Here is a 13,212-nt window from a genome sequence, read left to right on the forward strand (position 1 = left end):
GGAGGAACAAGAGTGCTCTATACGGTAAAAGAAGTCGCATCCCTTTCCCATGCAACGGTCAAGGCCCTTCACTATTATCACAAGATCGGACTCCTGGAACCCCATGCCGTAAGCGAAGCCGGGTACCGGCTGTACGGTACGAAGGAGCTGGAACGCTTGCAGGAGATTCTGTTTTACCGGGAGCTGGATTTTACTCTGGAGCAGATCAAGCGGCTGCTGAACGAAGGAAAGGACCGGCTGGCTGTTTTGGCGGAGCAGGAAAAGCTGCTGCTTCTGCGCCAAGAGAGACTCGGGACGATCCTCGGGACGTTGCGGGAATCCATGACCAAGGAAAGAGAGGGAAAATCAATGGAAGACAACAAGCTTTTTGCAGGCTTAGGCAGCGAGGAAGAATGGAGAAGGGCTTTGGAGGAACAGAACGCGCATCTGAAGGAAACGTACGACTTTGATATGCTTGCGGCGAATCCCATTGACACGGCGGAGATGAACGAGATGGCGGCGGAAGCGGCGGCATTTATGGCGGGAATGGCGGAGGCGCTGAGGAAAGGGATTAAAGCGAATGATGGGAAAATAACAGATTTCGTTTCCGAACATTTGGCATTTCTTAACGATCACGGCCATCCAATAACGGCGGAGGATTTTGCAGCGCAAAATCGCTTTTTTTTTACATGATGACTTTCACCTGCAAATGCTGGAAAGCCAGCAGACGGGATTGGCCTATTATGTGGCCGCGGCGGCGGACGCTTTTGCCGCACGGTAAAACGGAATTCATGGCTCGGCACGCCCTAAGGGCGTGTTTTTGCTATTGGATAATTTTAAGGATGAAATGAGGGGAAGTTGACATTCGATGACGGCGGACTTATATTTAGTTCAACGAACGTTTAATGAAAGTTGAGGCGAGGGAATTGGCGAAACAATCGAGGACCAGCCGGGACATCCAAGCGGAAGAGAGGCGCCAGCAAATCCTGGACGGAGCCAAGGAATTGTTCGCCCAGCACGGCTATCATGGGACTTCGATGCGCACCCTTAACCGTCACATCGGTATTACCGACGGGTTGTTGTATCATTATTTCCCCGGCGGTAAGCAGGAAATTTTGGAGACGGTTGTTCTTGAGAGCCAGGAGCTGCGGATCAAAAAGATGGATGAGGCTATTCGGATACTCGACATGGATCAACCGATTGAAGAGGTGCTATACAAATTCATCGCCGTTTTGATCAGTACGCTGGTGGGTGACGACCGCACGTTTATCCGCATTTTGCTGAAGGATCACGAGTCGATTCAAACAGAGAAAAAGACGCTGTTTTCCAAACGGATTCAGGAGCGGCATCAAGTGATCGGCGACTTGCTAAGAAAACGCGCCGAAGCCGGTGAAATTCGTGAACTCGATTATGATATGGCGGCAAAACAGGTCATTTCCTTGGGGTTCATGGTCGTCTTGCGGGAGGTCGCACAGATCAATATCATCGGGGAGGATGTCGACGCATATATACGGAACATGGTTCGGTTTACGGTTTCCCTTTGGAAAACATAACGTCTATTTTTTGGAGTTTTGTTCACTGGTCGTTGAATGAATTTAAACCGCAACAATGATACAAAGGAGAGAGTGCTCATGAAACGATTTTTCAAACAAAAACAACCCTATATCGCCCTTGTCGCCGTGTTTGCCGTCATTCTTTTGCTCGGTCTCGCCCAACTGGGATCATCGGTCAACCCGGTTCCGAAAAACTTGCCCGTACTTCTGGTTCAGACGGATGAGGGAGTCAAGCTGCCGAACGGTACCGAGATGAATTACGGAAAGTTGATCGAGGATAAAATGACACTGAAAGAAACCGCTACGGGGGGTGTTTCTCCACTGATTTGGACAAAAGCGGCCAATGAGCAGGAAGCGCGGGACGCGATGAACCGGGAAAAAGCATATGCGGCCGTCATCATCCCCGAGGATTTCAGCGCAAAACTGGCCAGTCTCATGATTCCGACGGGGGCGCCGGCTTCTGCCAGGATCATCGTCAACCAAGGAATGAACAACAGCGGCGCCACGATGACGAGTCAGATCCTGACGCAGATGTTTACCGCTGTCAATGGTCAAATCCGCGAACAAATGTTGGATCAATTGGGCAAAGCCGGAGCAACCTTAACGGCAGAGCAAACGAAAGCGATCGCTACGCCGGTATTGCTGACAACGGAAAACATCAACGCCATCGGAACGAGCAGCGCCAACGGCAACGCTCCGGTCGCCTTAACGCAGATCGTCTGGTTTGCGGCAATGGTCACTACTCTTCTTCTGCACTTCGCCACCAAAAATACCGCATTGGACGGCTCGCTCGGCCATCGTTTCGGCATCCGGCTTGCCCAACTGCTTACCGGCGCGGTGATAACGGCGGTTGCTGCTGCCAGCGTCCTATTGATCATCGGGAAATGGGTAGGCCTGTCCATACCGGACTATAACGAAATCGGACTGTATTTGTTCTTGATCTGTTTTTCTTTCTTCCTGATCCAATCGGCCATCGTCAGTTGGCTGGGAATGGCTGGAGTGCCGCTTTTCGTTCTTGTGTTTTTCTTCGGGGCACCGATTCTTTCCTTGCCGCCGCAAATTCTTCCGCAGTTCAGCCATGATTGGCTGTACTCTTGGGTGCCATTCCGCTTCTCCGCCGAAATCTTGCGAGATTTGTTCTACTTCCGTCAAGGCCTCAATTTGGACCAACCTTTGGCAATCCTAGCGACCATCGGAGCTGTCAGCCTCGTCGTCTTCCTGCTTTCTGCTTTGAAAAAGCGCCCGGCAGCCGAGCACGAAGCTCGGCCAGCCGCAGAGCTTGCCGGCGAATTTTGATCGAATACGCAACGAAACACCATCTTCATGCCGTCTGCCTTTAGCAGTGAAAACACGCCGTCCTGGCGTGTTTTTTTGCGGTGAAAAGGGGAAAACTGGGGGGACGGGCCCTCTACCCGGAAACGGTTAAAACAGCTTAAGAGAGTGCAGTTGATCCGGGAGTAAGGCCGGATGGTAAAAAAGGAAGCCCGCGGGCGAATACCGGGCTTCTTTCTTTATGGCTGTTTTTTGTCATCATGTTCAACCAAGTGCTGCAGCATGGATAGTTTGTTGCTCCAGAACCGCTCAGCATATGCGAGCCACTGGCTGACCTCCGCTAACGGTTCAGGGTTCATGCGGTAGCGTTTCTCCCGGCCTGCCTTCCGTCCACTGATTAACCGGGCGTTTTCCAGAACGAGGAGATGCTTAACTACCGCTGTACGGCTTATGGGGAAGTGAGCCGTGATCTCGGAGATCGGTAGCTCCTTGTCGATGAGCATGAGCAGCACTTCTCTTCTCGTCGGATCGGCAATGGCTTGAAACACGTCCGGTTTCTCCGCAGGTTGAGCCATATCAGCCCTCGACGACTTGCTTGAGTCTGTCGCCAACGATGCCTTTCCAACCGCCGGCCATATTGTTGTAAGCATCGGTGCTCTTCATGCCGGTAGACAGAATGAAGTCCGCATGCTGCCAGCCACCGTGGGTGAGGGTGAACTCCGTTTCTCCGCCCAGATCTTTCAATTCCATGGTCAGAACCCAACCGTCTCTGTCCCATGAGAAGGAAAGCCGGTGCGGCGGATCAAATTCCGTCACTTTGCAGGGCGAAGGACCAAAAGGCGATTGCAAGTGAAACTCGTGGCCGACTACCGGTTGAAAATCGTTAGGCATGAACCAGGAGGCGATGCCTTCGGAGGTGGATACCGCTGCCCATACTTTTTCGATGGGGGCGTTGAACACGACGACTTGCTTAATGTCTTCCAATTTGTTTGCGTTATTTTCCAAGTGAATTCAGCCTCAGCTTTCAGTAGGTTAGTTTTTGTTTAAGCGACTGCATGTCCATGATATAACACCTTTTGGTTGTATGTCAATGCAAGCAAAAAGGGAGCCGAGGCTCCCTTTTTTCAAATGATAAGGTTGGATTATGGCAGCAGCTTGACTTGATACACGGCATTGTTGCTTTGGCCCGTGACGACGACGGGGCTTACCGTCACCTGTACGGAATTGCCTACGACAATATCTGTCAGCGCTCCCGCTTTGTTATCGGTCTTCGTTACCGTTGCGCCTGCTTTCACGCTGAACGATATCAACGTTTTATCGGCCAACGGCAGCGTCAATTCTCCCGTCGTCCGGTTGAAGAAGGTGACTTTACCGCTATAGGCATTGGCAAAAGCAATTTTTAGCACCAGTTTCCCGGATACGGTCAGATCGACTTTACGGTTTCTGGTCAGCGCCGTGAAAATATACGGATTTGTGCTGAACGGCGTTTCATTTCCGGAGCCGTCGGAGAAGACGGTGCGGTCGTCGAGTTTATAAATTTCGGGCTCCCCATCTTTGTTTTGAACGGTAAGGTATTTGTAGTCCTTGTCAAAATCTTGGGTGATGGTTGCCAAGTATTGAGTGCTTACGTTGCTTAAAGACACGTCGATCTTTGCCGCGTCTCCATTGTCGTTCAGCTCAATGACCAGTTGGTCGCCTACAAACAAATCTGTTGCTTGGGCATTTGCCTTGGTAGGACTAGTAATTAGTACGTTGCTGGCTAACAGAATCATTTGCGGAGGTTTGCCGGTATTAAAGATGGTGATGTTCGGACCGTATTTGCTGTTACCCTTTAGATCGATAGCGGTCAGTTCGCCTTTGACGACGGGGATGATACGCGCGGAGACGATTTTGCTGCCATAGGTTTGATAGCTCAGTTTATCTCCTGTCTGCACGTTTTTTATCGTTTCCCATGCGGTGTTCGTTACGTCAAACTGCACCGAACTGGTGCCGACGGTCATGGAAAGCTTCTTGCTATCCGGTTGAACGGAGGCAACGAAGCCAACGCCTTCAGCGACTACCGGACCTTGCGTCTGGACGACATCGATAAAATAGGCCTTGGACTGCTGGGAAACCACCTTGATCAAATTGCCGGCAATGACGGCTGTAGCCGATATGGATGTTTTCCCATTATAGGCCTGGGTTTCCGGCACCAATTGTAGGGACAGCGTTTCGCCTGCATCCGTCATTAGCTTCAATGTATAGCCGTCATTGCTGAGCACGGTGCCCGTCGAAGGATTGCCCGGCTGGGGATTCAGCAGATCGCCGGCTTTGCTCAGCATGATGGCAGCTTGCGCACGGCTTACCGCTGTTTGCGGGCGGAGGGTGTTATCTTCAAAGCCGCTGACGATGCCCAAGTCGATGACTTCATTCATATAGCCTTTATAGGCTTCCGAAACGGAGGAGCCGTCTTTAAAGGACGTGTTCGTATAGTTCTTTTGCGCCGCGTCCGGCTCTTTATTAGCTACGCGCACAACGATTTGGGCCACCCATTCGCGGCTGCCCGGGGCTTTACCCCAGCCGGCGTCTCCCGTTTTGATTTCCGACAGTTTGATCAATCCGTGATTGAGCGCTGTTACGACGTAGCCCTTCAAGCTTTCGTCCACGCCGAAAGGTAGTTGATAAGAACTGGTGTCGACTGAAGCTGCTTCGTCGGCCAAGCCCATCATTTTCACCGCCATGACAAGCAGGTGCTGATGGGAGACGTCCACATCCGGCTTGAAGTAGCCGTTTTCGCCGGAGATGACGCTGAGCATGGTCATTTTGGTTATTTCTTTAGCAGCCCAATGGGTTGCTTTGACATCGGGGAATTGGGTGGCGGCTTTAACCGTCCAGCTTAAGCCTGCAGCGGATTGTTCGGCATGAATATAAGAGGCTTGCGGCAGCGCGACGGCTCCCGTCAGCAACGCAAAAGCGAGGGCCGCCTTCGTCGTTAGTCCAGTAATTCGGTTCACTATTTTCTCCTCCTCGGTATCGTTTCAGAAAAATCGGGGCATAACCTAATCCTTTTTCGACATTGAAAAGCCGATTTCCTTTGTCATCCCATGGGAAATTGGAAAATGCGACAATCTTCCCGTATCTTTTAACTGTGCAAGATGCGGAACTGATGTGGAGTCATGCCTTCCATCTCCCGGAACCGCCGTATGTAATACGAGCTTTGGGAAAAACCAACCTTAGATGATATTTCCTGTATCGTCAGATCCGTCGCAGCCAGTAGTTTTTTGGAGCGGGTAATGCGGTTTTCGTTCAGAAAGGCGAAGGGTGTCTTGCCGATGACATCATGAAATTGCCGGCTGAAATAGGACGGACTGTATCCGAAGGTGTGAGCGGCGGAATCCAGCGTTATCGTTTCATGGCAATGCTCCTGGATCCAGTCTGCCGCCTGACGCATCTTTTCTCTTACCCGAGCAGGCTTGGTTTCGTAGACGCTTACCCCGTTTTGAGCCAACTCGGCCAGCAATTCATAGAGCAGCGCAGAAAGATGGACTTCTTTGTCCTGCAAAAACGGATCGGCTGCCGCCAACAGTTCCTCGGCGAGACGGGGGGTACAGGTTGAGCTTTTCCAGGAAAATAGCCACGGTTCATCACTGCCTTTTCCCTCCAGGAGAGCTTCCAGATGATTACCGGAAAAATGGAACCAGCGCACATCCCAAGGATCATCCTCAAGGGTACCGTAACTTTGCCTAATGCCGGGTCCGTATAAGAATCCAGTGCCTTCCGCCAAGGAACTGATGTGTCCCCCGGTTTCCACAAAGCCTTGTCCTTTCATGATGAGATGCAGGTTGTAGTAGGTACCCAAACCGTTTTCTCTTATTTCTCGATGAGAGGGCTCGTCATAATAATGGCCGAGGGATTCGGGATAGCAAAAGAATGAGGAAAACCGTGGGAGTGGTAAAAAATGATGGATGCGCATGACGGTACCCTCTCTCAAAAGCGCAAAAATGTAATACCGTTGAGCAAAACATTAGGATATCCATTGAGGATATTAGTATCTACAATGAAACTGTGCGTTTTGGCTTGATTTCAATTTCTCAATTTTATCACAATATCGTGCTATGAGGAGAGATGCCCCGATGATAAAAAACGATTGGCAGGGCTCGCAATTCCGTTTGGGAGCCTGTTATTACCCAGAGCATTGGCCGGAAGAACTATGGGAAGACGATTTCCGCCGGATGAGCGAGATGGGGTTCTCAGTTGTCCGTATGGGGGAATTTGCCTGGTCGATTTTCGAGCCGGAGGAAGGACGCTTTGAGTTCGGCTTGTTCGATCGGGCTCTCGACCTCGCTCACAAGCATGGCATAGCGGTCATTCTGGGTACACCGACAGCAACGCCGCCTGCATGGCTTACCAGCAAATATCCGGAAGTATTGAACGCCAAGCAGGATGGAACGCTTTATCACCACGGTCAGCGGCGGCATAACAATTACAACTCGCCAGTTTACCGCAAGCTTTCCGCCCGGATCGTGACGGAGATGGCCGAGCATTACCGTGATCATCCTGCGTTAGTGGGTTGGCAGATCGACAACGAGTTTAACTGCGAAACCAATGTTTTCTATTCGGAAGCGGATCACGCGGCTTTCCGGGTTTGGCTGAAAGAAAAATACGGCAATCTTGTGGCGCTGAATGAGGCATGGGGGACCGTATTCTGGAACCAGACCTATTCCGATTGGACTCAAGTATCTTTGACACGTACGACGCCGTCGGATTCGCCGAATCCCCATCAGGCTTTAGACGAGAAACGCTTTTTCTCGGACAGCACCATCTCCTACGCGGCCATGCAATCTGCTATTCTGCAGGAAAAAGCACCGCGTCAGTGGATCACAACCAACGGCAAGTTCGGTCATTTGGACAGCCATAAGCTGACGGAAGAAGCGCTCAGCTTTTTCTCCTACGATTCTTATCCCAACTTCAGCACCATCAATCCGGATCAAGGAGAACGCCCATTTCTTGACCGAATGATCAGCCTGCAGTTGTCCTCCATCCGCGATATCTCTGCCAACTTTTGCGTAATGGAGCAGCAATCTGGTCCCGGCGGCTGGGTCAACCGGATGGAGATGCCGTCGCCGAAGCCGGGGCAGATGCGGCTGTGGACCTATCAATCCATCGCCCATGGCGCTGACATGCTTCTTTACTTCCGCTGGCGGACGGCAACCAAGGGCACAGAAATCTACTGGCACGGTATAAACGACTACCACAACAAACCGAATCGCCGAGTGGCGGAAGCGGGACAAATCGGCGGCGAACTAGCCCGGATTGGTAGTGAACTTCTCGGTTCTCAATATGAAGCGGAAGTCGCCATCCTGGAGGACTACCAAAACGAGTGGGACGGAGAAATGGACCGGTGGCATGGCCCCCTTAACGGCATTAGCCGGACAAGCTGGTTCAAGGCGCTGCAACGTCGGCATATCCCGGTCGATCTGAAGCATGTGCGGCCGGAAACAACCGCTTCAGAGCTTGCCAAATACCGTGTGCTGATCTATCCTCATCCGGCGATCATGCCGATGGACACCGCTCAACTGTTGAAAAAATATGTTGCGAAAGGTGGCACATTAATCTTGGGCTGCCGCAGCGGATACAAGGATTTGACAGGGCAATGCTACATGGCGCCGTTTCCCGGCCCCCTCGCCGACCTATGCGGCATCGAGGTAGAGGACTTTACGCTGATTGGCCCTTATCAACAGGCACCTGCGATTGTCCCGATCATCAACCGGGAAGCGGGCGGGTCCAAAGCTGCAGATGATTCGGTTGATGAGGTTCTTACAGGGCATTCCTTTGCCGATATTCTGCAAGTTACTGCGGAACAATCAGTTGAAGTCCTAGCAACCTATGGCTCCGATTATTATGAGGGCAAACCCGCGCTGGTGCGGAACCGTTATGGAACAGGAACTGCTTATTATTACGGCAGTGCCTTTACGGAGGAGACGGCGGATTTCATGATCCGCATTTTGGAATTAGCTTCACCCGCCGAATCCTGGGTCGAACTGCCTGAAGACGTAGAACTTGCCCTGAGGGTACATCCCCAATCAGGACGGCAATTCGCCTTTCTGCTGAATTACGCGCATACGACGCAAACCGTCCGCTTCAAAGAGCCGGTATACGATTTGCTGACTCAAGGGGATTTGAAAGAAACGGTCGAAATCCGCCCGTTCGGCGTCTATATCATAGGACGAACCCGATAGGAGAAAAGTTGCAGCAAAACAGGCCCTCTGCCTAATGATGGGCCTGTTCCTTTTTTGGAAATCTTACTTGAAAAACGCTTACAATTGTGAGGGATTTGGAGCATATTAATGAATACCAGAGGATTATTAAAAATTCTTTGGATTTTTTCAAAAATTCGTTGAATTTCAGTGGAATTTTCTTTGATATTTTAGAAATTTTTCTGTATAATCGATTTTGTTTCTTAATCTGAAGATCAGGAAGATGGCTTCGGGATAACTCCCTGCAGGCACTTCCTCTGGGAGGTTGAAAAGAATTGGGAAAAGCTTTAATCATTGGTGCTGGTGGGGTATCGAGTGTTGTGGTGCATAAGTGCTGCCAGAATCCTGATGTTTTTGAGGAAATTTGTATTGCCAGCCGAACGCTGGAGAAATGCGACGCGTTAAAAGAGAAATTAGCCGGAGGCCAGACGAAGATTCAGACGGCCCGACTGGATGCAGATAAAACCGATGATGTGATTGCTTTGATCAATCAATTTCAACCGGATGTCGTAATCAACGTTGCGCTTCCTTACCAAGATTTGACGATTATGGACGCTTGCCTGGCTACCGGAGTGCATTACGTAGACACGGCGAACTACGAACCGCCCGATACGGCGAAGTTCGAGTACAGCTGGCAATGGGCGTACCGCCAAAAATTCGCCGACGCCGGCATCACCGCTCTCTTGGGAAGCGGCTTCGACCCGGGCGTTACAGGCGTTTTCGTCGCGTACGCGCAAAAGCATTATTTTGACGAAATCCATCAAATCGACATCGTCGACGCTAACGCCGGCGACCACGGTTATCCTTTCGCCACTAATTTCAACCCGGAGATCAATATCCGTGAAATTACGGCGAACGGCCGCTACTTTGAAAATGGCAAATGGATCGAAACCCCTCCTCTGTCCGAGAAGAAGGTATACGACCTGCCGGAGATCGGTCCGAAGAACATCTATCTTTTATACCATGAAGAGCTGGAGTCTCTCTCCGTAAATATTAAAGGGGTCAAGAAGATCCGCTTCTGGATGACCTTCGGGGACAGCTACCTGAACCACCTGAAGGTACTGGAAAACGTAGGCATGACCTCCATCGAGCCCATCGTTTACGAAGGCAAAGAGATTATCCCGCTGCAGTTCTTGAAGGCGATCCTGCCGGACCCGGCTTCCCTCGGACCGCGGACCAAGGGCAAAACCAACATCGGCTGCATCATCCAAGGGGTGAAGGACGGCCAGCCGAAAACCTACTATGTATACAATGTATGCGATCACCAGGAATGCTATGCCGAAGTGGGCTCTCAAGCGATTTCCTACACCACCGGCGTTCCCGCGATGATCGGCGCTATGATGATTATGAAGGGCATCTGGAAAAAACCGGGCGTCTTCAACGTGGAAGAGTTCGATCCGGATCCGTTCATGGATGCCTTGAACAAATACGGTCTGCCGTGGAAAGAAGACTTCGCGCCGACTCTGCTTGATCCGGTCAAGGTTCAAGCATGAGTATCGATTTTGCAGCGTTGCCCTCACCCTGTTACATCGTAGACGAACGGCTCCTGACCCGCAATCTGGAGATCCTGGATAGCGTTCAACAACGCACGGGCTGCAAAATTTTGCTGGCGCTCAAAGGCTTTTCCATGCACAGCGTGTTTCCCCTCGTCGGCAAATACCTGTATGGCATCACGTCCAGCTCGCTGCACGAAGCTCGGCTTGGTTATGAGAAAATGGGCAAGGAAGTCCATGCCTACGCGCCGGCTTATGTAGATCATGAGTTCGACGAGTTGATGAGCTATTGCGACCATATCGTGTTCAATTCCTTTAATCAGTGGAACCGATATAAGGATAGAGTTAAGAATAGCGGCAAATCCATCGAGTGTGCAATCCGGATTAACCCGGAGTACTCCGAAGGGAAGACGCCGATTTACGATCCGTGCTACAAGCATTCCCGGCTGGGCGTCACCTTGGACAGTTTCCGTCCCGAAGATTTAGACGGGATTGACGGTTTGCACTTCCATACCCTGTGCCAACAAAACTCCGATACGTTGAAGCGTACGGTACAAGTGGTGGAGGAAAAGTTCGGCGAGCACCTGAAAAAGCTGAAATGGCTGAACATGGGCGGTGGCCACCACATTACGAGAGCGGATTACGATCTGGACACTCTTGTGGAAACCATCAACTACCTGAAGGATAAATACGATATCCAGGTTTATTTAGAACCGGGCGAAGCGGTGGCACTCAATACGGGCTTCATGGTTGCGACGGTGCTGGATATCGTCGACAATGGCATGGATATCGCCATTCTCGATACGTCGGCGGCCTGTCATATGCCCGACGTGTTGGAGATGCCCTATCGGCCTGACGTTATCGGAGCGGGAGAGCCGGGAGAATTCGCCCATACGTACCGCTTCGGCGGACTCACCTGCCTGGCTGGGGACGTCATCGGCGATTATTCCTTCAAGGAGCCGTTGAAGATCGGCGACCGGGTCGTGTTCTGCGACATGGCGATCTACTCCATGGTGAAAACCAACATGTTCAACGGGGTCAATCTTCCCGCCATCGCAACCTACAACGAGGAAGACGGAATCAAAGTGATCCGGCAATTCGGCTTCGAGGACTACAGCGGCCGGTTGTCGTAAGATGAGAAAAGAGCTGGATTGCGCAAGGATTATCTTGCGCTCCAGCTCTTTTATTTTGGATTCGCCACCGAAAAGAAAACGCCCTGCTCCTGACTGTTCGTCGTGAGCAGGGCGTTGATTATTGGAGGCGCGAGCTTAGATGACGCCTTGAGCGACCATCGCATCGGCTACTTTCAGGAAGCCGGCAATGTTGGCGCCGACCACCAGGTTGCCGGGATGACCGTACTCGGCGGCGGCAAAGGTGCTTCTTTCAAAGATATTGCGCATGATTTGGTGCAGCTTCTCGTCCACTTCTTCGAAGGTCCAAGCCAGTCTCATGCTGTTTTGCGCCATTTCTAGAGCGGATACGGCAACCCCACCGGCGTTGGCGGCTTTGGCCGGTCCGAATAGGGTCTTGGCTTCAAGGAAGACGTCGATGGCTTCCAGGGTGGAAGGCATGTTGGCGCCTTCGCCAACGGCTTTAACACCGTTAGCCACAAGCAGCTTGGCGGAGTTTTCGTCGATTTCGTTTTGCGTTGCACAAGGAAGAGCGATGTCGCAAGGAATGGACCAGATGCCGGCGCAACCAGCTGTAAATACGGCATTCGGATGCTCCTTCACGTATTCGCTGATGCGTTTGCGCTCTACTTCTTTCAGGCGCTTAACGGTATCCAGGTTGATGCCGTCTTTGTCATAAACATAACCGGAGGAATCGCTGCAAGCTACCACTTTCGCGCCGAGCTGCAATGCTTTTTCCATCGCGTAGATTGAAACGTTGCCGGAGCCGGAAACGACTACGGTTTGTCCTTCAAATGAAAGGCCCTGGGTCTTCAGCATCTCTTGGACAAAATACACACAACCGTAACCTGTTGCTTCGGTACGGGTCAAGCTGCCGCCGTAGCCGATGCCTTTGCCGGTCAAAACGCCTGCTTCATTGCCACCACGGATGCGTTTGTATTGTCCGAACATATATCCGACTTCTCTTCCGCCTACGCCAATGTCGCCGGCAGGAACGTCGACGTCCGGGCCGATATGACGGTAAAGCTCGGTCATAAAGCTTTGGGTAAAGCGCATGATTTCGTTATCGGTTTTGCCTTTAGGATCGAAGTCGGAGCCGCCTTTGCCGCCGCCGATGGGCTGGCCGGTCAAGGAGTTTTTAAAGATTTGCTCGAAGCCGAGGAACTTGATGATGCTGGCATTGACGGAGGGATGAAAGCGCAAGCCGCCTTTGTATGGGCCGAGGGCACTGTTGAATTGAATGCGGAAGCCACGGTTTACTTGAACCTTGCCTTGATCGTCCACCCACGGAACGCGAAATTGAATGGCTCTTTCCGGTTCGACAATTCGCTCTAGAATGCCCAGATCTTTGTATTTTGGTTGTTTCGCGAATACAGGCACAAGAGAGAACAGGATTTCTTTTACAGCTTGGAGAAATTCATTTTCGTTCGGGTTTCTTTTTTGTACCGTTTCAAAAACGCTTTGTACGTATTGCTCTGCTGCGGTTAGATTTTGCCCGGTTGCTGCCAATGTCATGATCGATACTTTCCTCCTAAGTTGTGATGAGAAA

At 51.4% G+C, this 13,212-nt stretch carries 10 protein-coding genes and 1 pseudogene; 6 read left to right on the top strand and 5 right to left on the bottom strand.

The window, feature by feature from the left end; translation table 11 throughout:
- Positions 1-12 precede the first annotated feature (12 nt).
- The 3 genes and pseudogenes from TJ79_RS23435 (at position 13) to TJ79_RS23445 (ending at position 2,828) form a co-directional block, all read left to right on the top strand.
- Positions 13-760: pseudogene (locus tag TJ79_RS23435) on the top strand (MerR family transcriptional regulator).
- Positions 761-905: 145 nt separating this feature from the next.
- Complete coding sequence (locus tag TJ79_RS23440) at positions 906-1,532, top strand: TetR/AcrR family transcriptional regulator (RefSeq protein WP_040952785.1); 627 nt, start codon at positions 906-908, stop codon at positions 1,530-1,532.
- Positions 1,533-1,610: 78 nt separating this feature from the next.
- Positions 1,611-2,828 (top strand): YhgE/Pip domain-containing protein, encoded by a 1,218-nt coding sequence (locus tag TJ79_RS23445; protein ID WP_040952786.1) that lies wholly within the window; start codon positions 1,611-1,613, stop codon positions 2,826-2,828.
- Between the two features lie 215 nt (positions 2,829-3,043).
- Here the strand turns inward: TJ79_RS23445 and TJ79_RS23450 are convergent, their stop codons facing one another.
- The 4 genes from TJ79_RS23450 to TJ79_RS23465 form a co-directional block, all read right to left on the bottom strand.
- Entirely contained in the window at positions 3,044-3,379 is a 336-nt protein-coding gene (locus TJ79_RS23450; protein ID WP_040952787.1) for an ArsR/SmtB family transcription factor, read from the bottom strand.
- 1 nt (position 3,380) lies between these two features.
- A complete protein-coding gene (locus TJ79_RS23455; protein ID WP_040952788.1) occupies positions 3,381-3,809 on the bottom strand; it encodes an SRPBCC family protein in 429 nt (142 codons plus the stop codon).
- Between the two features lie 137 nt (positions 3,810-3,946).
- Positions 3,947-5,797, bottom strand: coding sequence for an S-layer homology domain-containing protein (locus TJ79_RS23460; protein ID WP_040952789.1), 1,851 nt, complete (start codon positions 5,795-5,797; stop codon positions 3,947-3,949).
- A gap of 128 nt (positions 5,798-5,925) precedes the next feature.
- On the bottom strand, positions 5,926-6,756 hold the full coding sequence (locus TJ79_RS23465; protein WP_040952790.1) for a helix-turn-helix transcriptional regulator: 831 nt from the start codon (positions 6,754-6,756) through the stop codon (positions 5,926-5,928).
- 160 nt (positions 6,757-6,916) lie between these two features.
- On the opposite strand from TJ79_RS23465, the gene TJ79_RS23470 reads away from it, so the two are divergent.
- The 3 genes from TJ79_RS23470 to nspC all read left to right on the top strand — a co-directional run bounded on the left by TJ79_RS23470 (position 6,917) and on the right by nspC (position 11,666).
- Complete coding sequence (locus TJ79_RS23470) at positions 6,917-9,022, top strand: beta-galactosidase (RefSeq protein ID WP_040952791.1); 2,106 nt, start codon at positions 6,917-6,919, stop codon at positions 9,020-9,022.
- A 293-nt stretch (positions 9,023-9,315) separates the two neighbouring features.
- Positions 9,316-10,533, top strand: a complete 1,218-nt coding sequence (locus TJ79_RS23475) for a saccharopine dehydrogenase family protein (RefSeq protein ID WP_040952792.1) — start codon at positions 9,316-9,318, stop codon at positions 10,531-10,533.
- Entirely contained in the window at positions 10,530-11,666 is a 1,137-nt protein-coding gene (gene nspC / locus TJ79_RS23480; RefSeq protein ID WP_040952793.1) for a carboxynorspermidine decarboxylase, read from the top strand. The genes TJ79_RS23475 and nspC overlap by 4 nt, the downstream gene beginning before the upstream one ends.
- 135 nt (positions 11,667-11,801) lie before the next feature.
- On the opposite strand, the gene gdhA is transcribed toward nspC, so the two are convergent.
- Positions 11,802-13,178 (bottom strand): NADP-specific glutamate dehydrogenase, encoded by a 1,377-nt coding sequence (gene gdhA, locus TJ79_RS23485; protein WP_052339918.1) that lies wholly within the window; start codon positions 13,176-13,178, stop codon positions 11,802-11,804.
- Positions 13,179-13,212 lie beyond the last annotated feature (34 nt).

This window comes from Gorillibacterium massiliense (genome assembly GCF_000455485.1).
Classification (GTDB): Bacteria; Bacillota; Bacilli; order Paenibacillales; family NBRC-103111; genus Gorillibacterium; species Gorillibacterium massiliense.

Coding starts and splice junctions, on each gene's coding strand:
- TJ79_RS23465 (WP_040952790.1), bottom strand. CDS start 6,756: ATGCGCATCCATCATTTTTTACCACTCCCACGGTTTTCCTCATTCTTT.
- TJ79_RS23445 (WP_040952786.1), top strand. CDS start 1,611: ATGAAACGATTTTTCAAACAAAAACAACCCTATATCGCCCTTGTCGCC.
- TJ79_RS23450 (WP_040952787.1), bottom strand. CDS start 3,379: ATGGCTCAACCTGCGGAGAAACCGGACGTGTTTCAAGCCATTGCCGAT.
- nspC (WP_040952793.1), top strand. CDS start 10,530: ATGAGTATCGATTTTGCAGCGTTGCCCTCACCCTGTTACATCGTAGAC.
- TJ79_RS23470 (WP_040952791.1), top strand. CDS start 6,917: ATGATAAAAAACGATTGGCAGGGCTCGCAATTCCGTTTGGGAGCCTGT.
- gdhA (WP_052339918.1), bottom strand. CDS start 13,178: ATGACATTGGCAGCAACCGGGCAAAATCTAACCGCAGCAGAGCAATAC.